The sequence below is a fragment of the Ottowia beijingensis genome (assembly GCF_042680925.1).
GTDB classification, from domain to species: Bacteria; Pseudomonadota; Gammaproteobacteria; order Burkholderiales; family Burkholderiaceae_C; genus Ottowia; species Ottowia beijingensis.
The window spans coordinates 315,416-340,142 of record NZ_JBHUEP010000007.1; the positions used below are offsets into that span (position 1 = coordinate 315,416).

The 24,727-nt window shown below is 67.1% G+C and carries 19 protein-coding genes and 3 pseudogenes; 10 read left to right on the forward strand and 12 right to left on the reverse strand.

Annotated features, from left to right (window positions below; all coding sequences use genetic code 11):
• The first annotated feature begins 2 nt into the window (after nt 1-2).
• The 6 genes and pseudogenes from thpR to ACFSCU_RS10940 all read left to right on the forward strand — a co-directional run bounded on the left by thpR (nt 3) and on the right by ACFSCU_RS10940 (nt 5,102).
• Nucleotides 3-614 (forward strand): RNA 2',3'-cyclic phosphodiesterase, encoded by a 612-nt coding sequence (gene thpR, locus ACFSCU_RS10915; RefSeq protein WP_180551236.1) that lies wholly within the window; start codon nt 3-5, stop codon nt 612-614.
• Between the two features lie 121 nt (nt 615-735).
• Nucleotides 736-1,050, forward strand: coding sequence for a type II toxin-antitoxin system Phd/YefM family antitoxin (locus ACFSCU_RS10920; RefSeq protein WP_180551237.1), 315 nt, complete (start codon nt 736-738; stop codon nt 1,048-1,050).
• The gene (locus tag ACFSCU_RS10925) at nt 1,037-1,462 is read left to right on the forward strand and encodes a TA system VapC family ribonuclease toxin (protein ID WP_180551238.1); all 426 of its coding nucleotides are present in this window, start codon (nt 1,037-1,039) and stop codon (nt 1,460-1,462) included. Before ACFSCU_RS10920 ends, ACFSCU_RS10925 begins: the two co-directional genes overlap by 14 nt.
• 38 nt (nt 1,463-1,500) lie before the next feature.
• Nucleotides 1,501-2,640: pseudogene (gene alaS, locus ACFSCU_RS10930) on the forward strand (alanine--tRNA ligase); the annotation flags it as partial.
• Between the two features lie 363 nt (nt 2,641-3,003).
• Nucleotides 3,004-4,464, forward strand: a pseudogene (gene alaS / locus ACFSCU_RS10935) (alanine--tRNA ligase); the annotation flags it as partial.
• A 170-nt stretch (nt 4,465-4,634) separates the two neighbouring features.
• The gene (locus ACFSCU_RS10940) at nt 4,635-5,102 is read left to right on the forward strand and encodes an AAC(3)-I family aminoglycoside N-acetyltransferase (RefSeq protein ID WP_180551239.1); all 468 of its coding nucleotides are present in this window, start codon (nt 4,635-4,637) and stop codon (nt 5,100-5,102) included.
• 369 nt (nt 5,103-5,471) lie between these two features.
• Here ACFSCU_RS10940 and ACFSCU_RS10945 read toward each other — a convergent pair whose 3' ends face one another.
• Nucleotides 5,472-6,398, reverse strand: a complete 927-nt coding sequence (locus ACFSCU_RS10945) for an MBL fold metallo-hydrolase (RefSeq protein WP_180551240.1) — start codon at nt 6,396-6,398, stop codon at nt 5,472-5,474.
• A gap of 203 nt (nt 6,399-6,601) precedes the next feature.
• Here ACFSCU_RS10945 and ACFSCU_RS10950 point away from each other — a divergent pair, with 203 nt between their 5' ends.
• Nucleotides 6,602-7,075, forward strand: a complete 474-nt coding sequence (locus ACFSCU_RS10950) for a hypothetical protein (protein ID WP_377560679.1) — start codon at nt 6,602-6,604, stop codon at nt 7,073-7,075.
• A 387-nt stretch (nt 7,076-7,462) separates the two neighbouring features.
• Here the strand turns inward: ACFSCU_RS10950 and ACFSCU_RS10955 are convergent, their stop codons facing one another.
• From ACFSCU_RS10955 to ACFSCU_RS10965, 3 genes are all read right to left on the reverse strand, one after another.
• Nucleotides 7,463-8,437 (reverse strand): pseudouridine synthase, encoded by a 975-nt coding sequence (locus ACFSCU_RS10955; protein ID WP_377560680.1) that lies wholly within the window; start codon nt 8,435-8,437, stop codon nt 7,463-7,465.
• 273 nt (nt 8,438-8,710) lie between these two features.
• Nucleotides 8,711-9,487, reverse strand: a complete 777-nt coding sequence (trmB, locus tag ACFSCU_RS10960) for a tRNA (guanosine(46)-N7)-methyltransferase TrmB (protein WP_377560682.1) — start codon at nt 9,485-9,487, stop codon at nt 8,711-8,713.
• On the reverse strand, nt 9,484-10,446 hold the full coding sequence (locus tag ACFSCU_RS10965; RefSeq protein ID WP_377560684.1) for an inositol monophosphatase family protein: 963 nt from the start codon (nt 10,444-10,446) through the stop codon (nt 9,484-9,486). Before ACFSCU_RS10965 ends, trmB begins: the two co-directional genes overlap by 4 nt.
• Nucleotides 10,447-10,638: 192 nt before the next feature.
• Here ACFSCU_RS10965 and ACFSCU_RS10970 point away from each other — a divergent pair, with 192 nt between their 5' ends.
• Nucleotides 10,639-11,067, forward strand: coding sequence for an Hsp20/alpha crystallin family protein (locus ACFSCU_RS10970; protein ID WP_180551244.1), 429 nt, complete (start codon nt 10,639-10,641; stop codon nt 11,065-11,067).
• Between the two features lie 233 nt (nt 11,068-11,300).
• Here ACFSCU_RS10970 and ACFSCU_RS10975 read toward each other — a convergent pair whose 3' ends face one another.
• The 7 genes from ACFSCU_RS10975 to ACFSCU_RS11005 form a co-directional block, all read right to left on the reverse strand.
• Nucleotides 11,301-12,704, reverse strand: a complete 1,404-nt coding sequence (locus ACFSCU_RS10975) for a DUF1501 domain-containing protein (RefSeq protein WP_180551245.1) — start codon at nt 12,702-12,704, stop codon at nt 11,301-11,303.
• 11 nt (nt 12,705-12,715) lie between these two features.
• Nucleotides 12,716-14,599 (reverse strand): DUF1800 domain-containing protein, encoded by a 1,884-nt coding sequence (locus ACFSCU_RS10980; protein ID WP_377560686.1) that lies wholly within the window; start codon nt 14,597-14,599, stop codon nt 12,716-12,718.
• Nucleotides 14,600-14,773: 174 nt separating this feature from the next.
• The gene (miaA, locus tag ACFSCU_RS10985; protein ID WP_377560687.1) at nt 14,774-15,727 is read right to left on the reverse strand and encodes a tRNA (adenosine(37)-N6)-dimethylallyltransferase MiaA; all 954 of its coding nucleotides are present in this window, start codon (nt 15,725-15,727) and stop codon (nt 14,774-14,776) included.
• Nucleotides 15,728-15,860: 133 nt separating this feature from the next.
• A complete protein-coding gene (locus ACFSCU_RS10990; RefSeq protein ID WP_377560688.1) occupies nt 15,861-17,057 on the reverse strand; it encodes a multidrug effflux MFS transporter in 1,197 nt (398 codons plus the stop codon).
• A 92-nt stretch (nt 17,058-17,149) separates the two neighbouring features.
• A complete protein-coding gene (locus tag ACFSCU_RS10995) occupies nt 17,150-18,028 on the reverse strand; it encodes an alpha/beta hydrolase (protein WP_180551246.1) in 879 nt (292 codons plus the stop codon).
• A gap of 44 nt (nt 18,029-18,072) precedes the next feature.
• The gene (gene pdeM, locus ACFSCU_RS11000; RefSeq protein WP_377560689.1) at nt 18,073-18,855 is read right to left on the reverse strand and encodes a ligase-associated DNA damage response endonuclease PdeM; all 783 of its coding nucleotides are present in this window, start codon (nt 18,853-18,855) and stop codon (nt 18,073-18,075) included.
• 86 nt (nt 18,856-18,941) lie between these two features.
• Entirely contained in the window at nt 18,942-21,761 is a 2,820-nt protein-coding gene (locus ACFSCU_RS11005) for a ligase-associated DNA damage response DEXH box helicase (protein ID WP_377560691.1), read from the reverse strand.
• Nucleotides 21,762-21,916: 155 nt separating this feature from the next.
• On the opposite strand from ACFSCU_RS11005, the gene ACFSCU_RS11010 reads away from it, so the two are divergent.
• Entirely contained in the window at nt 21,917-23,887 is a 1,971-nt protein-coding gene (locus ACFSCU_RS11010) for an ATP-dependent nuclease (protein ID WP_377560693.1), read from the forward strand.
• 164 nt (nt 23,888-24,051) lie between these two features.
• Here ACFSCU_RS11010 and ACFSCU_RS11015 read toward each other — a convergent pair.
• Nucleotides 24,052-24,361, reverse strand: a pseudogene (locus ACFSCU_RS11015) (ATP-dependent DNA ligase); the annotation flags it as partial.
• Between the two features lie 50 nt (nt 24,362-24,411).
• On the opposite strand from ACFSCU_RS11015, the gene ACFSCU_RS11020 reads away from it, so the two are divergent.
• Nucleotides 24,412-24,723: a type II toxin-antitoxin system RelE/ParE family toxin gene (locus ACFSCU_RS11020; protein WP_180551247.1), complete on the forward strand. Its 312-nt coding sequence runs from the start codon at nt 24,412-24,414 to the stop codon at nt 24,721-24,723.
• Nucleotides 24,724-24,727: the final 4 nt, after the last annotated feature.

The window sequence follows — 24,727 nt, forward strand, 5'->3', positions numbered from 1 at the left end:
CCATGGCCCGGCGCCGCCCCGCCGCACACGTCGCCCACCCCGCGCAGAATGCGCTGTTCGCCATGACCGACCTGCCCACGCCCGCCGCCCCGCGCCGCCTGTTCACCGCGCTGTTCCCGCCGCCCGAGGCCTGCGCTGCCATCGACGCCGAACGCCAGCGCTGGCCCGGCCTGCCGCGCCGCCTGCACCCGGTGCCCGAGCGCATGCACCTCACGCTGCAGTTCTTCAACGCGGTCGATGCGCCGCACGAGCGCGACTGGCTGGCCGCGCTGCAGACGCTGCGGTTTGCTACGTTCGAGATCACGCTCACGCAAGCCGAACTGTGGCGCGCGCCCAGCGGCGTGATTGCGGTGCTGGTGCCGGAGCACACGCCCGAACTGGCCGCGCTGCACCGCGCCACCGCCCAACTGGCCCGTCAGGCGGGCCTGCCCGCCGCCAGCAACGGTTTCAAGCCCCACCTGACCACTTTGCGTCATGCCGAACGCCCCACGCTGGCGCCGCTGACCGAGCCCATCCGCTGGACGGTGCGGCAGGTCGATCTGATCTGGTCCGACCTCAAGGCCCAGCCGCCGCAGTACCGCCGGCTGGGGCAGTTCGGCCGCAGGGCGCCATGAAGCGGACTCGGCGCTGGCAGCAGCGCGAGGTGTCAAGTCCATCTCCGCGATGGCAGAACGCCGGCCAGGCGCCGAATCCGCTAAAATCTAGTTGATTCAACCAATTTTTCTGGAGGTCGTCATGCCATCACCCGCCGTCGGCCTGTTCGAGGCCAAGACCCGCCTGTCCGAATTCGTCGCGCGCGCCGAGGCGGGCGAAGAAGTGATCATCATGCGCCACAACAAGCCGGTGGCGAAGATCGTGCCGCTGCATGCCAAGGCCGACGCGCCGGCGCAAGCCATTCCGCCATTCGTTCAGCGCACCTTTCATACCGGGGTGCCGCTGGTCGATCTGACCAAGGCCAACCAGCTCGCGGCCGAACTGGAAGACGAAGAACTGATCGAGAAGATGCGCCGCATCGAGCAGGACTACCAGGAGCGCCATGCTGCTTCCTGATACCAACCTGCTGCTCAACGCCGTTCACGCCGACAGCGCGCAGCACGACCTGGCCCGCAAGACGCTGGAAGACATGTTGGCCGACCCGCGCGGCATGGCGCTGACCTGGGTCGTGCTGATGGGCTTCATGCGGCTGTCGACCAAGCGGGGCATCCTGCCATCGCCGCTGGACGTGGCCGAGGTCCTGGGCATCGTGGACGAGTGGCTGGCGCACCCGCGCGTGCGCGTGCTCGAGCCGGGGCCGCTGCACGCCGGTATCTTCGGCCGCCTGCTGCTGTCGGCCGGCACTGCCGGCAACCTGATGACCGACGCCCACATCGCCGCCATCGCCATCGAACACCAGGCCGAGGTGCTGACCTTCGACAGGGACTTTGCCCGCTTCTCCGGCCTTCGCTATCAATTACTGAGCTGACTGCGCTTGCTCCACAAGCGCTTCCAACCCAAAACATCATGAGCCAAAACAAGCCCCCCATCTCCGTCGCCGACATTCGCAAGACCTTCCTCGACTTCTTCGAGAGCAAGGGCCACACCGTGGTGCCCAGCAGCCCGCTGGTGCCCGGCAACGACCCGACGCTGATGTTCACCAACAGCGGCATGGTGCAGTTCAAGGACGTGTTCCTCGGCACCGACAAGCGCCCTTACGTGCGCGCGGCCAGCGTGCAGGCCTGCCTGCGCGCCGGCGGCAAGCACAACGACCTGGAGAACGTCGGCTACACCGCGCGCCACCACACCTTCTTCGAGATGCTGGGCAACTGGTCGTTCGGCGACTACTTCAAGAAGGAGAGCATCGAATGGGGCTGGGAGCTGCTGACCAAGGTCTACGGCCTGCCGCCCGAGCGCCTGCTGGCCACCGTGTATGAAGACGACGACGAGGCCTACGGCATCTGGACGCAGATCATCGGCCTGCCGCCCGAGCGCGTGATTCGCATCGGCGACAACAAGGGCGGCAAGTACAAGTCCGACAACTTCTGGATGATGGCCGACACCGGCCCCTGCGGCCCGTGCAGCGAAATTTTCTACGACCACGGCCCGCACATCCCCGGCGGCCCGCCCGGATCGCCTGAGGAAGACGGCGACCGCTTCATCGAGATCTGGAACCACGTGTTCATGCAGTTCGAGATGCACGAGGACGGCAGCGTGACGCCGCTGCCCGCGCCCTGCGTGGACACCGGCATGGGCCTGGAGCGCCTGGCCGCCATCCTGCAGCACGTGCACAGCAACTACGAGATCGACCTGTTCGACAAGCTGATCGCCAAGGCCTGCGAGGTGACCGGCTGCACCGACCTGGCGAACCCTTCGCTGAAGGTGATCGCCGACCACATCCGCGCCACGGCGTTTCTGGTCAGCGACGGCGTCATGCCGAGCAACGAAGGCCGCGGCTACGTGCAGCGCCGCATCATCCGCCGCGCCATCCGCCACGGCTACAAGCTGGGGCAGAAGAAGCCCTTCTTTTACAAGCTGGTGCCGCTGCTGGTGGAGTTGATGGGCGCTGCCTACCCGCGCCTGCAGGCTGAAGGCAAGCGCGTGGAAGAGGTGCTGAAGGCCGAGGAAGAGCGCTTTTATGAGACGCTGGAAACGGGCATGGAGATTCTTAATAACGCCTTCGTTGACGACGAAATGCGCGTCTTGTCCGAGAGCGTTAACGCCACTGTGTTCAAGGGCGCATTGCGGATGACGGCTCAGGAGATGGTCCTTTCATCTGCATTTCCAGACATTCTCAAAGTGGATGATCGGCTAAGGCTTGTGGCGACGCCCAATCGGTATGTGGGACGTGAGGCTGACTTCTTATCTAACCTCGACGAATTCTTGAAGAATGGGGCAAACAACACCTGTTTCGATCCCAGGTTAGTAGCTCTCCTTCCCAGCAGCGTTTCACCTGAATTCAGGGCGGAAATACAGCGTCGCGGTTCCGAGGCGCCAAACGCTATAGAGGTGCGGGCGATTCAGAGTCCGCCGTTGTCCGGTGGCTTGGCTTTCAAGCTGCACGACACCTACGGCTTCCCGCTCGATCTGACACAGGACGTGTGCCGTGAGCGCGGCGTGACGGTAGACGTGGCGGGCTTCGACGAAGCCATGGCGCAGCAGAAGGCGGCCGGACGCGCCGCGGGCAAGTTCAAGATGGACAAGGCCGTAGATTACAGCGGTGATGCGAACCGTTTCACGGGCTACGAAGAACTCGTTCACACTAGCAAAGTGGTAGCGCTCTACGCAGACGGCGTGCGGGTAGACAGCCTGAAACAAGGTCAAAGCGGCATTGTGGTGCTGGACACCACGCCGTTCTACGCCGAAAGCGGCGGCCAGGTGGGCGATGCCGGTGTGCTGACGGCCGAAGGTTTCGAGTTCGGCGTGCAGGATACGCAGAAGATCAAGGCCGATGTCTACGGTCACCATGGCGTGATGACGCAAGGCGCGCTCAAAGTGGGCGATACGGTGGACGCCAAGGTTGACCAGTTCACGCGCGCCGCCACCATGCGCAACCACAGCGTCACGCACCTGATGCACAAGGCGCTGCGCGAGGTGCTGGGCGCGCACGTGCAGCAAAAGGGCAGCTTGGTCGATGCCGAAAAGACGCGCTTCGACTTTGCGCACAACGCGCCGGTCACGCCCGATCAGATCACCGAGATCGAGCGCCGCGTCAACGCCGAAATCCTCGCCAACGCGGCCACCGATGCGGCGGTGATGGCGCTGGACGACGCTCAGAAAAGCGGCGCCATGATGCTGTTCGGCGAGAAATACGGCGAAACCGTGCGCGTGTTGACCATCGGCTCCAGCAAGGAGCTGTGCGGCGGCACGCACGTGCGGCGCACGGGCGACATCGGCCTGTTCAAGATCGTCAGCGAAGGCGGCGTGGCCGCCGGCGTGCGGCGCATCGAAGCCATCACCGGCACCAACGCGCTGGAATACACGCAGGGCCTCGAATCCAGTCTGCACAGCGTGGCCGCCACGCTGCGCGCGCCGCCGGCCGAGGTGCAGGCGCGGCTGGGCCAGGTGCTCGATCAGGTGAAGGCACTGGAGAAGGAAATCGCCCAGCTCAAGGGCAAGCTGGCTTCTTCGCAAGGCGACGAGCTGGTGAACCAGGCGGTGGACGTGAACGGCCTGAAGGTGCTGGCCGCGCGCCTGGACGGCGCCGACGCCAAGACGCTGCGCGAGACCATGGACAAGCTGAAGGACAAGCTCAAGTCCGCCGCCATCGTGCTGGCTGCCGTCGAAGGCGACAAGGTGCAGCTGGCCGCCGGCGTGACCAAGGACGCGGTGGGCAAGGTGAAGGCCGGCGAGCTGGTCAACTTCGTCGCCCAGCAAGTGGGCGGCAAGGGCGGCGGCAAGCCCGACATGGCGATGGCGGGCGGCACCGATGCGAGCGGGCTGCCGAACGCGCTGAAATCCGTGCAGGGCTGGGTGGCGGAGCGGGTGTGAACCAAATGTCGGGCTTGGCATCCTGCTGCGCGGGGCCACTTCGCGGGCCCTCTGCTCCGCAGTCGCAGCCCGACATGGCGATGGCTGGGGGCACCGATGCGTCGGGGCTGCCGAAGGCGCTGTCGTCGGTGCAGGGCTGGGTGGCAGAGCGCGTCTGATCGGGGCCGACGATGGCGTTTGCGGTCCATCATCTCGGCGTCGATGACGTTCCGCTGATGGACGCCATGCGCGCCATGTTCGGCGCTGCCTTCGAGGATGAGGCCACCTACCTTGGCAAGCCACCGTCCGCCGACGAAGCGCGCGCGTGGCTGGCGCGCGAGGGCGTCATCGCGCTGGCCGCCGTGGAGGACGGCGCGGTGATCGGCGGGCTGGTGGCGTATGTGCTGCCCAAGTTCGAGCAGGCGCGCAGCGAAATCTACCTCTACGACCTGGCGGTCGATGCCGCGCACCGCCGGCGCGGCGTGGCCACGGCGCTGATTCGCCACCTGCAGGCCATGGCCGCCGAGCGCGGCGCGTGGGTGATCTTCGTGCAGGCCGACCAGGGCGACGATGCGGCGATCGCGCTGTACACCCGGCTCGGCACGCGCGAGGACGTGCTGCACTTCGACATCCCGCCCCGGCCGCACCCTTCGCGCTGAGGCCGGCGCACCCCGTGGCCCACGGCGGGCGGCGCGCCGCCGCACAGGCCGGGTGGAAGCAGGGGGGGACCTTCCATATTTTTCGTGGAAGAAAAATGGGCTTCAGCGCCCGTGTGGCGGGCGCAAGCAGCTCCTGTTATTGAACTGCACCATGGCGCCAAATGGCTATCGCCCGTTCAAGGGTGATTGCGCCTGCACCTCGTCTGCTGATTCCATTTCCAATTCCATGCGTCCATCACCGTCATCCCGGCGAAGGCCGGGATCCATGGCTCTGCGCACACGCCGTCTGGATTCCGGCCCCGTATCGCGGTACGGGGCAGGCTTTGCGCCGGAATGACGGGCCATGGCAGCTTTGACCTGGAATTGGAATCAGGCGCCGTCGTGCACGTGCGTCTCGTCGCGCCGCAACACACCTTTGCCGAACAGCGGCGCCAGCACCAGCGCCAGCCAGGCGTGCCAGTCCAGATCGGGCCGGTGCTGCCGGTGCAGGGTGCGCAGGGCGGGGGCGTGTTCCAGCCAGTGCTGGAAGTCGGCGTGCGCCATGCTTTCGGCGTCCAGCATCTGGTACTTGATCAGCACCTTGGCGGCGTACAGCGCGTGCGCGGCCGGGTGGGCGTGGAACTGCTCGATGCGGGCGCGGGCGCGCGCCATGGCGGCCTGGATGGCGCCGCCCTCGCGCCCGAACGGCGCGCCGTGGCCGGGGATGACCACGGCCGGGTCGAGCCGCTCGATCAGCGCCAGCGTGTCGGTGAAGTGCTCGAAGCCGCCCGAGCCGTCGATGTGCGGAAAGATCACGCCCACGCCGTGCTCCCACATCGCGTCGCCCGCCATCAGGATGCCATGGCGCGGCTCGAACAGCAGCACCGCCAGCGCGTCGTGCCCGGGCGCTGCGAGCACCTGCCATTCGTGCGCGCCCAGGCGCACCGCCTGGCCGGGCACCAGGGCGTGGCCGGCGCTGAAGCGGTCGCAGCGCTGGCCACTGTCGCCAAAGGTGAGGGCGTCCTGGTCCCACGCCTGCACGTGCGGCAGCGACGGCGCGGGTACCCAGGTGCGCACGGCGGGCCACGCGGCCTGCAGCGCGCCGGTGCCGCCGCAGTGGTCGCTGTGCAGGTGGGTGTGGGCGATGTCGGCCAGCGGGCGGCCGCCCAGCGCATCGCGCACGCGGCGCACGGTGTCGGCGGCGTGCTTGGTGTGGCCGGTGTCGATGAAGGCCGGCGCATCGCCCAGGCACAGCAGGTTGTTGGACGAGAGCCAGCCGCGCTCGAAGACGATCAGATCAGAGGGCAGGGCGTGCATGGCAATGGCGCGGCAAAGTGGCGGCAAGTGCACACCAGCGGCCGTGGTGCGCGGCGGAAGACCCCCTGAATGCGGGGGTATCGGGTATTCTTTCAGATGGTCCGCGGCGCCACTGGCGGTGCGGGCCGGCTGTCCAGAATCGCGATCCTGTCATCCAGTTTATCGAACGAGTCCGCGCCCGCTTCCGCTCGCCGGCCACGCGCTTGCGGCGCCTGCGCGCGGCCAGCGCCTACGTCATGCGCCACGTCGGCATGGCGGGGCGCATCGACTGCCTGGCCACGCGCGACACCGAGGGCCGCGCGGGCTTCGTGCTGGTGGTGCACACCGCGCAGCACATTCCGCAGCAGGCGCGCGAGGAAATCCGCCTGTTCTTCCGCCGCAAGCTGACCGAGCTGGGCGAACTGCGGGGCGAGCATTTCATGCTCACCATCCGCGACGGCGACGACCTGAGCCATGCGCACCGCGCGCACTCCGACAGCAGCTCGGCGCGCATCGCCTCGGTGGTGGCCGCCGCCAACCATGAGGACGAGCACGCGCTGCCGGCCGATCAGCTGGCCGATCTGCGCAGCGCCGTGCGCCAGCGCCTGCACGAGCGGCGCGAGGCGCGCGGGCACACCGAATACGCGCCGCTGCACCCGGCGCCGCTGACCGACCTGGGCAGCCTGCCGGAGCGTTGAGGCGCGGGCGGCGCGTTCCGCGCTGGAGACGGGTTGAGTTTCAGGGGGTATATGGATCTATCGCCCGATGGACAGGCGCTGAAGGATGGGTGTATGGGGAGTATGTTTTTGGAGGTCTTACGCCATGGAGGTTGTCCCAACACCGTCTCAGACCGACCGCGCCTCAGGCTTCGGACACTTATGGTGTTTCGTTGCTCGAAAGGATGGCTTCTCGCGTGCGATGACGAAATGACCTCGCTGCGCTTGGATGACGGCGGCTGCGCCGCCATGACGCCAGCGGCGTGCGAGGCATTTGGCGCATCACGGACGTCGTTTCGTCATTACGCCGCGCAGCGGCGAAGTCATTCCGTCATCCGTCAAAAAAAGCGCTTGCAACGCGAAACGGAATCAGGCCGGTGCCTGCGGCACCGACACCGCAGCGCAGCCACCGGGCCACCGCCCCTGGCTGGCGGCCAGCGTCAAGGTCGATTCAAACCGCCGCGCCGCGCCGGTGAAAGGGTCGTCGAACATCAGCGCGCGGGCCAGCAACTGCAGCGGCCGCTCGGCATCGTCCGGCGCGCCCGGACCGCGCAGCACCGTGGGATAAAAGCCGTCGCCCAGGATCGGCACGCCCAGCGCGTGCAGGTGCAGGCGCAACTGGTGGCGCCGCCCGGTCACCGGCTGCAGCAGGTACAGCGCGTGCGCGCCGAACACGGCGGTGCGCTCGATGTGCGTCTCGCTGTTCGGCTCGCCCGGCACCTCGCGCGAGATGAAGAAGCGCTCGGCATCGGGCTCCAAGCGGCTGCGGTGGGTGCGCGGCAGCGCCAGGTCGGCGCGGTGCGGCGCCACGGCTTCGTACACCTTCTGCACGCGCCGGTCGCGGAACAGCGCCTGGTAAGCATCGCGCGTGTGCGGCTGCACGGCGAACACCACCAGCCCGGCCGTTTCGCGGTCGATGCGGTGCACCGGGCTCAAGTCCGGCAGGCCGAGCCGGCGCTTCAGCCGCACCAGCAGGCTGCGCTGCACGAAGCGGCCGCTGGGCGTGACGGGCATGAAGTGCGGCTTGTCGGCCACCACCAGCCAGTCGTCCTGAAACACGATGCGCTCGGTGTTCAGCGGCTCGGGCTCGTCGTCCAGCCGGCGGTAGTAGTACAGGCGCTGGCCGGGGCGGCAGGGCGCGTCGGCGGCCAGCGGGTCGCCGTCGGCGTTCAGCACCTCGCCGCCGTGCAGGCGCTCGGCCCAGTCGGCGCGGCTGAGTGCGGGCAGGCGGGCGGCCAGCAGGTCGAGCACGCTGGCGCCGGCATCGCCCGGCTGCGCCACCAGGCAACTGGCGCTGACGCCGTCGCGCAGCGGCAGGTGTGGGGGGCGCGGTGGGCGGCTCATGCGGGGAATGACGAAATGACGGCGCTGCGCGTCAATGACGGTGCTGCGCACCATGAACGGATGAGCATCCTGTCGTCAGGGAGGACGCTTCAGTCATGCGTTTTTGTGGGAGCGGGCTTGCCCGCGATCAGCCGTGGCTCGGGGCCAGGCGCTGCCATCGCGGCCAAGGCCGCTCCCACAAGCCGCATCTGAGACTTCTTGGTCATCAAGCAGCAGTGGAGTGATCTCGTCATGCGGCGCCGCCGCGGTCATGGCGCGTCGCGCCGTCATCTTTCATGCCGTGGGCAGGCGCCGGAACACCAGATCCCACACGCCGTGGCCCAGGCGCAGGCCGCGGCGTTCGAACTTGGTTTCGGGCCGGTAGGCGGGGCGCGGTGCGTAGCCGTCGGCGGTGTTGGCCAGCAGCGGCTCGGCACCCAGCACCTGCAGCATCTGCTGGGCGTAGGGCTCCCAATCCGTGGCCAGATGCACGTAGCCGCCGGGGGCGATGCGCGTGGCCAGCAGGCGCACCAGCGGCGGCTGGATCAGGCGGCGCTTGTGGTGGCGCTTCTTGTGCCACGGGTCGGGGAAGAAGATGTGCACGCCGTGCAGGCTGGCGGGCGCGATCATGTGCTGCAGCACCTCCACGGCGTCGTGCTGGATGATGCGCAGGTTGGCCAGCTGTTGCTCGCCGATGGCCTTGAGCAGCGCGCCCACGCCGGGTTCATGCACCTCGCAGCCGATGAACAGCGTGTCGGGCATCAGCGCCGCGATGTGCGCCGTGGCATGGCCCATGCCGAAGCCGATCTCCAGCACAGTTTTCGAGTGATTCTGGCCTTCAGCGCCCGACTGAAGGGCGCAGGCAGCTACCAAATCCGTAGTATCCGGATCGTAGGGCAGCAGGTAGCGCGGCCCCAGCTCGGCCAGCGCGCGGGCCTGGCCGATGGTGGTGCGGCCGGCGCGCATGACGAAGGTGCGGATGGCGCGCGGGTGCGCCACATCGCCGGGGGGCGTGTGGGGTTCAGCGGGCGTGGGTGCAGCGGCGGGCGCGCTGCCGTCGGCCGTGCTCATGCGCGCGGGGGTTCGTCGCCCGCTGCGGCGTCGGGGCCGGCCCAGGCGTCGAAGGCGGCATCGCTGGCGTGGCTGTCGGTGGCGGCTTCACCCGTGTCGGGTTTCTTGAGAGAAATCAGCGCCTTCTCCTTGTCGGACGAGCGCTGCACGCTATCGAAACGAGAGTACTTGCGCAGCACCTGCACCAGCTGCGCATACACGCGCGGGTTGCCGGCCAGGCATTCGCCCTGTTCCAGGTCGCCCGATTCGCCGGTGAAGTTGCCGATCAGGCCGCCCGCCTCGGTCACCAGCAGGCTGCCGGCGGCGATGTCCCAGGGTTTCAGGCCGGTCTCGAAGAAGCCGTCGGTGAAGCCGGCGGCCACGTAGGCCAGGTCCAGCGCGGCGGCGCCGGGGCGGCGCAGGCCGGCGGTGCGCTGCATCACGTCGCCCATCATGGCCAGGTAGGTCGGAAAGTCGTCGCCCTTGCGGAACGGAAAGCCGGTGGAGACCAGGCTTTCGACCAGGCGCGTGCGCTTGCTGACGCGGATGCGGCGGTCGTTCAGGTATGCACCGCGGCCGCGCGTGGCGGTGAAGAGGTCGTTGCGCGTCGGGTCGTACACCACGGCCTGCTCGATGCGGCCCTTCACGCTGAGCGCGATGCTGATGCAGTAGACCGGAAAGCCGTGGATGAAGTTGGTGGTGCCGTCCAGCGGGTCGATGATCCACACGTGGTCGGCGCGCGGGTTGCCGCGCGAACTGCCCGATTCCTCGGCCAAGATGCCGTGGCTGGGGTAGGCGGTGAGCAGGGTGTCGATGATGGCGTCCTCGCTGGCGTGGTCGACTTCGGTGACGAAATCATTCACTTGCTTCTGCGAGATGCGCACGGCCTCGACGTCGAGCGCGGCGCGGTTGATGATGGCGCCAGCGGCGCGCGCGGCCCGAATGGCCACGTTGAGCATGGGGTGCAGGGAGGACGACATGTTTTGTGAAGAGCAGTGGGCCGCAAGGGGCAGGGCCGGCACGCGCGATGGCGGCGGCAAACGCGTATTTTCCCATGCTTTGCCGGTGCGGGGGCAGGCTTGAAATCGGAGCCGGCCATCCGCAACTGAGCATCAGTGGCAGGCAAGGGTTGCCTGTCATCCCCCCGACGATGTAACGACAAAGGAGACCCCATGGCCAACGTACCCAGCCGCAGCAACCTGTTCGACGACTTCTTCAAGGAGTTCGCCCCCGGCTTCTTCATCAAGCCGCTGCACGGCGACCCGCTGCCCAGCGCGTCGCAGATCAGGATCGACGTGAGCGAATCCGACGCCGCCTACACCGTGCTGGCCGAAGTGCCGGGCGTCGGCAAGGAAGACATCCACGTGTCCATCGACGGCAGCGTGGTCACCCTGCGTGCCGAGGTGAAGCAGCAGGACAAGCGGGCCGAGGGCGAGAAGGTGCTGCGCAGCGAGCGCTACTACGGCGCCGTGTCGCGCAGCTTCCAGCTGCCGCAGGACATTGACCAGAGCGCCGCCAAGGCCAAGTACGACAACGGCGTGCTGATACTGACCCTGCCCAAGAAGCAGGCCAGCGGCTCGCAGCGGTTGACCATCGAGTGATACCGTTTCGCGTTCAAATTGATGACGAATGACCGCGGCTGGCGCCGCATGACAAATGACGAATGCCTTTTTTGTCATTGAAGCGCAGCGAAGTCATTTGTCATTCGTCATTTTTGAAAGCGCATGGGTATGAGGCCCACGGCGCTGCGCGCCTTCTGCCGCGAAGGGCGCAGCGCCAGGGGCCGAAGCAGCGCCAGCCCACGCATCCGCGGCTGACCTGCGGTGCGTCGCCTTCAGCCCAGAAAGCCCAGGTTCTTCTGATCGAAGTTGCCGATGCTGGGCGCCACCTCCCGCATCTCGCCATCGTTGACACCGAACCAGCGCGCCAGCGTGGCCGCGTACTGGTCGACCGAGGTGCTGGGCAGCAGGCGGCCCTGGCCCACGTCTTCCGGACCCTTCAGCAGGGCCGTCGGTGCGGTGCCGTAGAAGGCGCCGCCCTTCACCGCACCACCCATCACCAGGTGGTGGCTGCCCCAGCCGTGGTCCGAGCCGTCGCCGTTGGAGGTCATGGTGCGGCCGAAGTCGCTGGCGGTGAAGGTGGTGACCTGCGGGCCCACGCCCATGGCGTCGAGCGCGCCCTGAAACCCCGCCATCGCCTGGGCCACCTGCTCGAGCAGTTTGGGGTGGTTGGTCATCAGGTTGTCGTGCGTGTCGAAGCCGCCCAGCGACACCAGGAACACCTGGCGCTTCAGGCCCAGCTGGTTGCGCGCCGCGATCAGGCGCGCGACCATCTTCAGCTGGCCGTTGAGCGTGGCGGGCCGCTCGGCCGTGGTGGGCAGCAGGGCATCGAACTGGCCATCGCTGCCGGCCAGCGCGCCCGCCAGCGTGGCGTGCGAGCTGATGGAGCGCGCGACGACGCGGTTCAGCTCGTTCTCCAGCACATGGGTGCGGCCTTGCGTGATCAGCGTCTGCAGCGCTTGGCGGCAGGCCTGCTGGTTGTACATGCCGTCGTCCCGTGTCACGCCGTTGATGGCCACGGCGCCGCCGGGGCCGATCTGGTAGGCGAGCGCCTGGTCGCCCGACAGGAACACCGCGTTGCCGGTGACCGACATGCAGGTGAACAGGCCGTTGCCGCCGTTGCTGGAGAGGGCCAGGTCGCCCAGGTTGCCGCCCCAGCCGGTGACCGAGCCTTCCGCCAGCGAGCTTTGCCACACCGACTGCTGGTCGTTGTGCGAGAACAGCTTGGGCGGCAGCGGCACCGAACGGGCCTGGTACTGCGCCAGCGTGGTCGGCTGCCGCAGCGGGCCGACGTTGAGCTGTACCGCCAGCTGCCGCCGGTCGAACAGGCCCTTGAGCGGCGCCAGCGTGGGGGCCAGGGCGTATTCGCGCCCCGCGGGCAGGCCGTTGCCGGTCAGCGCCGTGGCGCCCAGGCTGGCGCGGGCGATGGCCAGCGTGCCGCGCGCCTGCACGTATTCGGCATGGCCCGCGCTGTCGTAAGGGATGAGCGTGTTGCCGTTGTCGTTGCCCCCATACAGGAAGATGCAGACCAGTGCCTTGTAGCCATCGTTGGCGGTGAACGCCGCGGCCTCGCCCATGGCGGCCAGGTTGATGGCCCAGGGCGCGGCCGTGCCGGCGATGCCCAGGTGGCCCAGGCGGCGCAGGAAGGCGCGGCGCGCCAGGGTGTCGGTGGAAGTCATGCGCGTGTCTTTCATTTCTGCACCAGGTACTCGGGGCTGGCCATGACCAGCGCGATGGTGGCCCACACGCGCACCTTGCGCTCGTTGTCGCCCCAGATGCGGATGCTGGCGATGGCGTTGCGGATGGTGGTCAGCGTGGTGGTCGACAGCTGGCCGGCGGCCAGCAGCAGGTTGACGCGCTGGACCAGCGCGTCCGGGTCGTCCACCAGCGCCAGCTCGCGCGGGTAGCTGGTCACCGCAATGCGGCTGGCCTGCGCGCCGTAGCCCCAGGCGATCACGCCCTGCATGAAGTTGAGGTAGCCGGCCACTGAGTTCTCGTTGGTGAGCTGGAACTCGGGCGCTGTCTGCCCGTGCGTGGCCAGCGCGGTGCCGGGCGGCACGTAGCCGGGGCGGAAGAAGTTGAACACCGACGGGCTGCGCAGCGGGCTCTGGCCGAGATGCCGGGACGGGTCCGACATGTCCCACAGGATCCACTTGCCGTCGGCCGAGGTGGCACCGAAAGTGCGTGCCCATTGCACGAAGCGGATCATGGGTTCGCGCAGCTTGCCCCAGGTGGTGCCCTTGAGCGAAGGATCCTGCCGCGCCTCCGGGTCCAGCAGCACGGCGCGCGTGACGGCGCGCAGGTCGCCGCGCTGGCCGGCGCCGTTGTTGTTGAAGGCCGCTGCCACGCGGCCCACATAGGCCGGGCTCGGGTCGCTGGTGACCAGGCGCTGGATCAGCTGGCGACCGATGAAGGGGCCGACGTTGGGGTGGTTGAACAGGATGTCGAGCGCCAACCGCAGGCGCGACGCGCCGTCGCCGCTGCCCACCGTCTGGCCCAGAAAGCTGGCTGGCTCGGGTGAATGGTCGCTGGCGTTCAGCACCATGGGCACGCGGAACGGCTGGGGGTCGGTCTCGTGCTGCCTGTTGGGCGAATTGAGGTTGTAGCCGGTGAAGATGCGCGCCAGGTTGCTGACGTCGGACGGGCCGTAGGTTTCGCGCGGCGCGCCACCGCGCAGCGTGCCGTCGGCGTTCAGGTCGTACAGGCCGATGGAGAACAGCTGCATCACCTCGCGCGCGTAGTTCTCGTCGGGCACGCGGCCGCTGCCGTCGGCCTTCTTGTTGCCGCGCGTGTTCAGGTAGGCGCCCATGGCCGGGTTGAGCGTGATGGCCTCCAGCAGCTGGCGGTAGTTGCCGAACGCGTGCTGGTTCAGCAAGTCCCAGTAGGCGGCCATGGCGAACGAGGGCCAGTGGCCCTCGATGGTGCTGGTGGACACCACGAAGATCTCGGACCAGGCCAGCGCCACGCGCTTGCGCACCGCGTCGGGCGCGGCGATGAGCTGGTTCCAGATCATGTGGTCGGCGTAGTTCTGGTTGAAGCGGATGCCGTACTGCCTGTAACCCTGGCTCACCAGCCAGTCCCAGCCGCTGGTGTAACTGCGCGCCGACATCTGCTCGTCCAGCCAGGCGGCATAGCCCTTGGCCTGCACGGCGGCGATGTCGGCGTCGGTGGAGGAGAACTGGGCCTGCTGCAGAAAGCGCGCGGCCTCGGCCATGGTGATGTTGGTCGGCGTGGCGGGCGCGGGCGTGGCTGGTGCCGGCGACGCACCGGGTGCGGGGGTGGCTGGCGCAGGCGGGGGCGACGAACCGGGCGCGGGCACGGGCACTTGCCCTGTGCCCGGAAGCGGCTGCGGTTCCGGGCTGGCGATGGGTGGGTTGATGTCCTCACTGCCACCGCCGCAAGCCGCCAGCACGGCGGACATCAGGGCCGACAGCCCCGCAACGCGGGCCAGGCGATCTGGTGGCGAAGCTGTCGGGCGGCTGGCCGCTGCCGCGGTGATGTCAGCGGACGGTGGCTGACTGGCGGCGGGCACGCCGGTGCCTTCAGCGATCGGTTCGCTGATCTCGGTGCTCATGTTGTTTCTTCCTCCGGGCGGGGCTGCTTGTCAAATATCGACCGACTCGGCAGGGCGTGGCCGGTGACGGTGCGCATTGGAACGCGCGGCGCGCCTACCACGAAAGCGCTTGACGTAAAACTGGGTAAGCGCTGCCTATTTCACGAAACCGGCCACAAAAAATGCCGGAATTCGTCAGAAATTGTCGATTCCCGCCAGTTTCAGCAACTCGCGTGCCAGCTCGTCCGGACGTTTTTCGTCGTCCACCGGCAGCACCTGGCGCCCGGGCATGCCGCGCAGCCAGGTGAGCTGCCGCTTCGCCAGCTGGCGCGTGGCGGCGATGCCGCGATCACGCAGGGTGGCCAGGGGCGCGCGGCCGTCCAGCGTCTCCCACACCTGGCGGTAGCCCACGCAGCGCATCGAAGGCAGGTCGGGGTGCAGGTCGCCGCGCGCGCGTAGCGCAGCCACTTCGTCGATGAAGCCGGCGGACAGCATGTCGTCGAAGCGGCGCGCGATGCGTTCGTGCAGCCAGGCACGGTCCACGGGTTCCAAGGAAAAAAGGGCTCCTGAGCTTGATGGACAAGCGCTGATAGCTATTGATTTGGTAGTGTGCAGCGCCGACAGCGGCTGCCCCGTCAGCTGCCACACTTCCAGCGCCCGCTGGATGCGCTGGCTGTCGGCCGGCGCCAGGCGGACGGCGGTGACGGGGTCGACGCGTGCCAGCTCTGCGTGCAGCGCGGGCCAGCCGTCGCGCGCGGCGCGTTCCTCGATCTGGCGCCGCACCGCAGGGTCGGCGGGCGGCAGCGCGTCGAGCCCCTCGAACAGCGCCTTGAAGTACAGCATGGTGCCGCCTACCAGCAGCGGCACGCGGCCGCGGGCATGTATCTCGCCGATCAGCCGCTGCGCGTCGCGCACGAACTCGGCGGCGCTGTAGGCCTCGCGCGGGTCGCGGATGTCGATCAGGTGGTGCGGCACGGCGGCGCGCTCGGCCGGCGTGGGCTTGGCGGTGCCGATGTCCATGCCGCGGTACACCAGGGCCGAATCGACGCTGACGATCTCCGCCGGCACCAGCCCGGCCAGGGCCAGCGCCACGGCGCTCTTGCCGCTAGCCGTGGGGCCGGCGATGCAAATGGCTGGGGTGTCCGGCATGTCGTTGAGCGTTGGTCAATGGATCGAGCGGCTGCGCAGCTGGCCGTGCCAGCGAACGCCATGCCCGTGCCTGCGCCGGGCATGGGCGTTGTCCCCTCTTGCGCAGCAGAAGGGGGCAAGCCCCGTCAGCGGCTCAGCGGGGATCGCCATGTTTTTGTACCAGGGTCCAGGCGGTGAGGGCGATCACCGTGCACCACAGCGCAAAGCCCAGTGCCATGGGGCGCGCCGTGCCGTCCATGGCGCGGCCCAGCCACAGGCCCATGGGGAAGGCCGAGGCCATCATGACGAAGCCGTTCAGCGCCGACGCCGCACCCGCCATCTGCGGAAACGGCGCCACAGCGCCGCTTTGCCCCACCGGCTGGTGCACGCCGTGCGCCATGATGAACAGGTACTGCGGCAGCAGCACGGCCCAGGCGCCATACCACGGCTGGCCCCAGCCCAGCCAGGCCAGCGCCGCCATCAGCGCGCCGGCCGTGAAGGTGACGCAGCCTGCCGCGAACACCGTGCGCCGGATGCCCCAGCGCACCAGCAGCCGCCGGCAGGCGATGGTGCCCAGGATGTAGAGCACCGAGCCGAACGCCATGGCGCCGCCGTAGGCCAGCTTGCTCATGCCCACCCCCTGGATCAGCACGAAGGACGAACTGGCGAGAAAGGTGAACAGCGCCACATACGACGCCGACGACAGCACGCAGTAGCTGGCGAAGGTGGGGTGCCGGGCGATCTGCGCCCACGAGCGCCACAGCGTGCGCGGCGCCAGCGCCTGCGGGTTGCGTGCCGGAATCGTCTCCTGAAAACGCAGCATCAGCAGCGCCAGCGTGCCGACACCGAACACCGCCAGCACCGCCATGGCCGCGCGCCAGTGCACCCAGTCGGTCAGCAGGCCACCCAGCGGCGTGCACAGAATGGCGATCACGCCCAGGCCCGAGAGGCCGCGCGACATCACCTTGGCGCCTTCCAGCGGCGCATACAGGTCGCGCACCACGGCGCGCGCGCCCATCACGGCCGCGCCCATGGCCGCGCCCTGGGCGATGCGCGCGGCAATCAGCAGCGCCATGCTGGGGGCCAGCACGCAGGCCACCGAGGCCAGCACATACGCGCCCATGCCCCACAGCAGAATCGGCTTGCGGCCAAAGCGGTCCGACAGCGGTCCCCACACCAACTGCGAGATGCCAAAGGACAGCAGCAGCGCCGCAAACGTCATCTGCACCTGCGCCATCGACGCGCCCAGATCCTGCTGCAAGGAGGGCAGGGCGGGCAGGTAGACGTCGGTGGTGATGGGCTGGATGCCCAGCAGCAGGGCCAGCAGCACGACGACGAGCGCTGGCGACATGCCGGGTAGCGGCGCCTCTGCGGCGGGTCGGATGGAGGCGGCGGAAGGCGGCACGCGGCGAGCGTATCAGATCGCCTGTGCGCTGCCGGGGCTTACGAAGTGGCCACGGTGGCTGCAAAGCACTGCGCGCCAAACAGCCGGGGCAGCGCGGCGCGGTACTGCTCCTGCCCGACCGCGTTGGTGCTGTGGTGCGAGCCGCCTTCGACCAGCACGAAGGCCTTGGGCTCGGCCGCGGCGTCGAACAGGCGCCGGCCCAGCTCGGGCTGGATCAGGCGGTCTTCGGCCCCATGCACCACCAGCACCGGCGAGCCGACGCGCCCAATGCGCCGTGCCGAATCGAAGCGCTGCGTGATCAGCGGACCCACCGGCAGCCAGCCCCATTTCATGGTGCCGGCCACGTCGCGGATCGAGGTGAACGTGCCTTCCAGGATCAGACCGCGCTGGTCCTGCACCTGCTCGGCCAGCGCCACCGCAATGCCGCCGCCCAGCGAATGGCCAAAGATGAAGCGCGGCGCCTGCGGGTGCTGACGGGCCAGCCAGTCCCAGGCGGCGCGTGCGTCCTCGACCGCCATGGCCTCGGACGGCAGCTCGCGCGATGTCTGACCGAAGCCGCGGTAATCGATCGCCAGCACCGAGAAGCCCAACGCCTGCATGCGGCGGATGCGGCTGGCCGAACCGCGCACGTCCCAGCGCGCGCCGTGCAGGTACAGCAGCACCGGACCGCAGCCGGGCGTCTGCGGGTCGGCGGCGTGCCACAACGCGTGCAGCCGCACCGGCTGGCCGGTGATGTGCGAGGTGTAGTCGATCCACTGCGCCTGCATGCCTTCGGCCATGCCGGCCGAATGGCCCCAGGCGCGGTCGGAGGGCTGGAAGATCCAGGCGCGCTGCCTTTCGTTCAGCGCGGCGCAGCCTGCCAGGACGGCACCAAGGGCCAAGGCCGCCAAGGCAGGACGCCAGAGTTTGCGTGTCATGCGGAGATGGAGCGCCGCGCCGGCGCAAAGTTTCGCGGGGGATCTCAGCGAACGCTGTCGCTGCGCCGGGCGGCCGTGATGCGCTGAGCCGCTGGGCCCGGCAGCGCCCACACACGCCCCGCGCCCACGGCGTAGCAGCGCACATCGGCGCGTGCGCTGACGGTGTGACCGCCAGTGAAGGCGCCGAAAGCCGGCAGCACCAGCCGTCCCGGCTGCTGCACGAAGCAGGGCAGCCGAAGGCTGTCGCGCCCCGCGCCGTGCAGATGAACCACGGGGTGCCAATGCCCTGCCAGCACGGTGGCGCCCCCCAGCCGCGCGGGGTCGGTCTCAGGGTGGTGGCAGGCGGCCCACGGGCCCAGCAGCAGCGGTTCGTCCACCACTTCGATGTCCAGCGCGTCCGGCGGATTGCCCGCGTGGCTGTCGTGGTTGCCACGCACCAGGCGCATGCGCACCTGGGCGGTTCGGGTGCGCAGGTCGCGCAGCGCCGTCAGCACGGCAGGGTGATGGCTTTCGCGGGCGTGCAGCAGATCGCCCAGAAACACGACCTCGTGCGCGCCGCAGCGCGCGATCAAGGCGCCGAGCTGCGCCAGCGTGGCGCCGGTGGTGGCTTCCGGCACAGGCAGGCCGCGGGCGCGGAACACGGCGGCCTTGCCGAGGTGCGCGTCCGCCACGAACAGGGTGCGCGCTGCCGGCCACCAGGCGGCGCGCTCGGGCAGCAGATCGATGCGCTCGCCGTGCAGCGCGATGGCGCAGGCGCCGTCGGCCAGCGGCTGCGGTGCTGGTGGGCGGGTCGGCGGATTCGGGGGCTCAGGCGGGGCTGGGGTCACAGGCCGATCATGCCCGTTGGCGACCGACGACTGGTGGCCGCGCTGCAGCGCGGCGCTGGGTCAGGCCAACGGCGTTGCATGGCTTCTCAGCGGCCAGCGCGGCGCGGGCGTCGCGCCCGGCTGCCGTCGGCGCCGGTGGGGCGATCAGCGGCACTGCCTTCGGCCAGGCCGAGCGCCGCGCGCACGTCTTGCGCTGTCTGGCGCACGCTGTCGGCGCTCGCGTGCTGGGTACCCACCAGCACGCCGCCGGCAGCGTGCTCCAGATCGGCCACCAGGCGGGCGATGCGATCGGCCAGCGGCTCATTGCTCAGTTTCTCTCGAAAGCGCTCGACCATCAGCGGAAACGCCAGCGGCGTCGGTCGCTGGAGCGGCGCCACGCGCAGCGTCTGCGCCCGCATGCGCGTCAGCGCGGCCGCCAGTCGATCCACGTCCAACTCCTGTTGCAGCAACTCCTGCTCGGCCTGCGCCAGCAGGCGGTTATCCGGGTCGTATTGCCGAAACACCTCGTAGTAGAGCGATGCCGACGCCTGCAGCTGGCGTGCCGAGCGGCGCTCGCCCGGATGGCTCTGAAAGATCAGGCCCGCGATGCGCGCGATCTCGCGAAAGCGCCGGCGTGCCAGCTCGGTCGCGTTCAGGCTTTGCAGCACCTCATCCAGAAAAAATTGATCAAATTGGCCTTCAGCGCTTACTGGGCAAGCGCTGAAAGCTACTGAATCAATAGCTTTCCCGGGGCCGTGCAACATGGCCGGCAGCCGCGCCGCCCAATCGATCGGCTTGGCAGACAGCAGTTCCAGGCCATAGTCGTTGAACGCCAGCGAAAACGTGCCCGCCTCGTGCCGCGCCGCGCGCCATGCCAGCAAGCCGGCCAGCCCCAGGTGCACCTGCCGACCCGCGAAAGGGTACAGAAACAGGTGCCAGCCTTCACGCGTCTTCAGCACCTCCGCCAACAGCGTGTCGGGCGCGGGCAGGTGCGACCAGCGGCGCTGCAGTTCCAGCAGCGGTGCCACGCAGCGCATCTCGGGGCTGTCGGCGCGGCCGGCCTCGTAATCGGCGAAGTTGCGCACCACGGCATCGGCCAGCGTGCTGGACAGCGGCATGCGGCCGCCGTTCCAGCGCGGCAGCGCGGCGCTGCCGGCGGCGGCGCGGCGCACCTGCGCCGTCATCTCGTGCACGCGCACCAGCTCCAGCAGCTTGCCCGCGAACATGAACACGTCGCCCGGTTTCAGCCGCGCGATGAAGCTCTCTTCCACCGTGCCCAGCTGGCCGCCGCTCACGTATTGCACGCGCACCGCCGCGTCGCTGACGATGGTGCCGATGTTGGCGCGGTGCCTTCGCGCCAGCCGCGCGTCGGTCATGCGCCACACGCCATGCTCGTCCGGCACCACGCGGTGAAAGTCCGGGTACGCGGCCAGCGACGCGCCGCCCTGGCGCACGAAGTCCAGCGCCCACTGCCAGTGGTCGCGACTCAAACCGCGGTACGCCGCGGTGCGCCGAACTTCCGCGTACAGCGCATCGGGCACGAAGCCGCCGCCCAGCGCCACGGTGACCAGGTGCTGAACCAGCACATCCAGCGGCTCGCGGGGGGTGTGGCGTTCTTCGATCTGGCCGGCCTGCACGGCATCGCGCGCGGCGGCCGCCTCGACGAGTTCCAGGCTGTGCGTCGGTACCAGCGTGATGCGCGACGGCCGCCCAGGAGCGTGGCCGCTGCGGCCGGCGCGCTGCAACAGCCGCGCAACGCCCTTGCAACTGCCGATCTGAAGCACCCGTTCGACCGGCAGAAAGTCCACCCCCAGGTCCAGGCTGCTGGTGGCCACCACCGCTTTCAGCGCGCCGCTTTTCAGGCCCAGCTCCACCCACTCGCGCACCGCCTTGTCCAGCGAGCCGTGGTGCAGCGCCAGCACGCCCGCCAGGTGCGGGCGCGCCTCCAGCAGCGCCTGAAACCAGCGCTCGGCCTGCGAGCGCGTGTTGGTGAACACCAGCGTGGAGCCGCTGCCCTCGATCACCTCGGCCACCTGCGGCAGCATCTGCAAGCCCATGTGTCCGGCCCACGCAAAGCGCTCGGCGCGCGCGGGCAGCAGGGTGTCGATGACCAGCGCTTTGTCGATGCGGCCCTGGATCAGGGCGGGGCTGGGTGGGGCTGTGGATTCTGAGCGTTTTTGGCCTCTGGCGCTTGCCGGACGTGCGCGAGCAGCTATCGATTCAGTAGTATCCGGCGGCTGCGGCAGCAACGCCTGCAGCGCCTCTTGCAGATTGCCCAGCGTGGCCGACATGCCCCACACCATGAGCTGCGGGTTCCAGCCCGACAGGCGCGCCAGCGCCAACTGCACCTGCACGCCGCGCTTGCTGCCCAGCAGCTCGTGCCATTCGTCGGCCACCACCAGCTGCACCGATTGCAGCGCCTCGCGCGCATCGGCGCGCGCCAGCAGCAGCGACAGGCTTTCGGGCGTGGTCACCAGCACCGTCGGCAAGCGCCGGCTTTGCGCCGCGCGCTCGCCACTGGCCGTGTCGCCCGTGCGCAGCCCGCTCGTCCAGTGCGGCGCCAGATCGGCCAGCGGCCCGCGCAGCGCCCGCAACGTGTCGGCCGCCAGCGCGCGCATGGGGGTCAGCCACAGCACCGTGAGCGGCGGGGCTTTGGCCGGGTCGGCGATTGCTTCGGATTCGATAGCTGGTTGCGCTTGTCTGGCAAGCGCTGGCGGCACAAAACGCTTCAAGGCGCCGAGCCAAACCGCCAGCGTCTTGCCCGCGCCCGTGGTGGCATGCAGCAGGCCGCTGCGGCCTTCGGCAATGGCTTGCCAGACTTCGAACTGGAACGGAAAGGGGCGATGGCCGCGCGTGGCGAGCCAGTCTTCGGCCCGGCCGAAGGTGGCGTCAACGCGCTCGGGTGAGCTGGGGGAGGGGCGGGCCATGGAGTATTGTCAGGGCCGATTCGTCGGCTACGGGTCGGACGAAGCCGCTGATGGCTTGCATTGCACATATCGGTTGCATATCCTTACCCGTGTAAGGAGTGTCCCGCGATCCAGCTCCGCGGTTTCATTAAATACCCAGTTAAAGCTAATAAACCATGAAACTAGTCAAAGTTCGCGTCCAAAACTATAGGTCCGTGGAGGACAGCGGCGAGTTCGAGGTTGGCGATCTTACGTGCCTTGTTGGTAAGAATGAAGCGGGTAAGACCGCGCTGCTGAGCGCCATTCGTGGCCTCCGCCCCTCGCAACCCTTTGAATTCGACGAAGCTATTGATTATCCAAGGCGCTTCGCTACTCGCTTCGACGACCGTCATGAGGATGGGACAGCAGAGGTGATCCGAACATGGTGGCGACTTGATTCTTCGGATATAGCCGCTGTGGAAAGAAAGTTCGGAAAAGGAGTTTTGAGGAGCGATACTTTCCAGATTCATTTTGGATTTCGATACGATGAGAATAAGCGTATTTGGGATATCGACGTAGATAGCGAAAAGGTGCTTGAAAATATGCTCAGCAAGCATGCTCTTGATGCAACCGAACGTAACGCTTTGCATGGAGTGACCAATGGTTTAGGAGCTGATACGGCTCTGTCCGCGGTAGCGCAGAGAACACCAAAGCAAGAGGCGCTGTTACAGGAAATCAAACAATGCAGGGGATCAAGTTTTACCGTAGGTGTGATCGACGTGCTGTCTGCTAGGCAGCCTAAGTTCTTCTTCACGTCACACTTCGAACGTATGTCGGGCATGGTGTCGATTCAGAAACTCCAGCAGGACAAGCAGAACAAAGCCGTGTCTGTTGGCGATCAGATTTTCTTAGCATTCTTGGAGTATGCGGGGACGACGCTTGAAGAACTGTTGGAAGTGGATCGTCGGGAAACTTTGAAAGCCACTTGCGAGGCCGCCAGCAATGAAATTACGGAGGAGATTTTCCAGTTTTGGAGTCAAAACAACGCACTCGAAGTTATTATCGACATTGACAGCGGAAAGGCTAAGGATCCCGCTCCATTCAATACGGGAACGGTGGCGGAGATTCGTATCAAAAATAATAATCACAAAGCAACGCTCCCGTTGTCGGAGCGTAGCGCAGGCTTCGTGTGGTTCTTCTCTTTCCTCGCTCAGTTCAAGCAATTAAGGAAGACTCCGGGTAATTCCAATGCGATCGTTTTGTTGGATGAACCCGGTCTGACTTTGCATGGCAAGGCGCAGGGGGATCTCCTTCGATACGTCGTCGAGCGACTACTGCCAGACCACCAAGTTATTTTTACCACTCATTCGCCCTTTATGGTTCCTATGGATCGCCTAGCTGATGTGCGCATCGTAGAGGACGTGGTTATAGAGAAGCAGGGCAAGCGTCCTGAGGTCCAGGGGACGAAGGTGCGATCAGACGTGTTGGAGGTAAATAACGACACGCTCTTCCCTCTTCAAGGTGCGTTGGGTTATGAAGTGACTCAATCTCTGTTCATCGGCGCAAATACTTGGCTTGTCGAAGGTCCATCGGACATTCTATACTTGCAGGTTGTTTCGCAGGCGTTAGCCAAGCGCCGACGCACTGCGCTCGATCCTAAATGGACGCTATGCCCATCGGGCGGCATTGACAAAATTGCGCCGTTCGTCAGGCTATTTGGCGGTAATAGAATTAATGTAGCGGTTTTATCCGACATTGCCAATGGGGACAAGACCAAGATTGAGAATTTGAAGAAGGCTGACATCCTGAAGGCCGGGCATTTTTACACCTGCTCAGACTTCACCAATCAGTCCGAATCGGATGTAGAGGACCTGTTCGATATTGACCTGTTTGTTGAGATGCTCAATGGAGCATACAATCCGCCTGTAACCAATGTGGTCACGAAGGAAGCATTGATGGCTGCAGCGCCAACCGCGCGCATCGTAAAAAAAGCTGAGGCCCTATTCAAACTCATGCCTACAACGGTCGCAGAGTTTGACCACTTCGGTGCGGCGCGTTGGCTCTTGGAGAACCCTTCTGTATTGGATGCGGATTCGCCCGCAGTTCAAGCGACCCTTGACAGTTTTGAAGAGGTTTTTAAGACCTTCAATGCACTTGTGGCCAGTTAACGAAGGACTGTCACTGAACGTTGGCATACACACTGATCTGCATATTTTGGGTAGCGCTTTATAATGGAGTACTGCGCGATAAAAGCGCGCAGCACCAGTGGAGTCCATGTTGTTAACTCGCCATCCGACGACAACTTTTCAAAATGGATGAATCGACCCGTTCGTTAGCCTGGCTCGCTGCTGGACTTCTGACCGTGATTAGGCAATATCGCCATCAACGCCTGCACAGTATCCGCCTTGGCAATGGGTTTATCCTGCCGCTACCTGAGCATCCTCGGAAGCCGCCCCGCAATCCCGCTTTTTGTGGCGCGCTGAGCGGGCGATGCCAAAGCCCAGCTCGAACACCAGCGTCCGCTCCACGCTGCGCACGGGGCCGAAGCTTTCGCGGGTGGTTTTGCGGACGATGGCGTCGACTTGGCGCATTTCTTCGTCGGTCAGGCCGGAGTACGCCTTGGCGAAGGGCACCAGCGTGCGTTCGGCTTCGAGCGCGCTGCATCTATGCGCCTAAGGCGTACAATTGGATCATGTTGACCATCGTCGAGACAACGCTGTTCCAGCGGCAATGGCCGATGTACTGGACGGAGGAGGAGCGGGGTCAATTTGCAGCCTTTCTTGCCGACAACCCAGAGGCGGGCGATGTGGTGCCGCAGTCGGGCGGCATCCGCAAGGTGCGTTGGGCGCGCTCGGGCTTGGGCAAGTCGGGCGGTGTGCGCGTGATCTATTTTTCGCGTCTGGCTTCGGGCCAGTTGGTGCTGCTGACCTTGTATGCCAAGTCGGCGACCGACAACTTGACTGGCCCGCAACTGAAGGAGATTCGTCGTGTCCTCGAAAGTTAAGAAA

Excerpts from the sequence above, each read along its gene's own strand:
- thpR (WP_180551236.1), top strand. The coding sequence starts at position 3 with ATGGCCCGGCGCCGCCCCGCCGCACACGTCGCCCACCCCGCGCAGAAT.
- ACFSCU_RS10920 (WP_180551237.1), top strand. The coding sequence starts at position 736 with ATGCCATCACCCGCCGTCGGCCTGTTCGAGGCCAAGACCCGCCTGTCC.
- miaA (WP_377560687.1), bottom strand. The coding sequence starts at position 15,727 with ATGCCGGACACCCCAGCCATTTGCATCGCCGGCCCCACGGCTAGCGGC.
- ACFSCU_RS10965 (WP_377560684.1), bottom strand. The coding sequence starts at position 10,446 with ATGTCGTCCTCCCTGCACCCCATGCTCAACGTGGCCATTCGGGCCGCG.
- ACFSCU_RS11020 (WP_180551247.1), top strand. The coding sequence starts at position 24,412 with ATGTTGACCATCGTCGAGACAACGCTGTTCCAGCGGCAATGGCCGATG.
- ACFSCU_RS10995 (WP_180551246.1), bottom strand. The coding sequence starts at position 18,028 with ATGACACGCAAACTCTGGCGTCCTGCCTTGGCGGCCTTGGCCCTTGGT.
- ACFSCU_RS10945 (WP_180551240.1), bottom strand. The coding sequence starts at position 6,398 with ATGCACGCCCTGCCCTCTGATCTGATCGTCTTCGAGCGCGGCTGGCTC.
- ACFSCU_RS10940 (WP_180551239.1), top strand. The coding sequence starts at position 4,635 with ATGGCGTTTGCGGTCCATCATCTCGGCGTCGATGACGTTCCGCTGATG.
- ACFSCU_RS10975 (WP_180551245.1), bottom strand. The coding sequence starts at position 12,704 with ATGACTTCCACCGACACCCTGGCGCGCCGCGCCTTCCTGCGCCGCCTG.
- ACFSCU_RS10925 (WP_180551238.1), top strand. The coding sequence starts at position 1,037 with ATGCTGCTTCCTGATACCAACCTGCTGCTCAACGCCGTTCACGCCGAC.
- ACFSCU_RS10970 (WP_180551244.1), top strand. The coding sequence starts at position 10,639 with ATGGCCAACGTACCCAGCCGCAGCAACCTGTTCGACGACTTCTTCAAG.
- ACFSCU_RS11010 (WP_377560693.1), top strand. The coding sequence starts at position 21,917 with ATGAAACTAGTCAAAGTTCGCGTCCAAAACTATAGGTCCGTGGAGGAC.
- ACFSCU_RS10955 (WP_377560680.1), bottom strand. The coding sequence starts at position 8,437 with ATGAGCCGCCCACCGCGCCCCCCACACCTGCCGCTGCGCGACGGCGTC.
- ACFSCU_RS11005 (WP_377560691.1), bottom strand. The coding sequence starts at position 21,761 with ATGGCCCGCCCCTCCCCCAGCTCACCCGAGCGCGTTGACGCCACCTTC.
- ACFSCU_RS10990 (WP_377560688.1), bottom strand. The coding sequence starts at position 17,057 with ATGTCGCCAGCGCTCGTCGTCGTGCTGCTGGCCCTGCTGCTGGGCATC.
- trmB (WP_377560682.1), bottom strand. The coding sequence starts at position 9,487 with ATGAGCACGGCCGACGGCAGCGCGCCCGCCGCTGCACCCACGCCCGCT.
- ACFSCU_RS10980 (WP_377560686.1), bottom strand. The coding sequence starts at position 14,599 with ATGAGCACCGAGATCAGCGAACCGATCGCTGAAGGCACCGGCGTGCCC.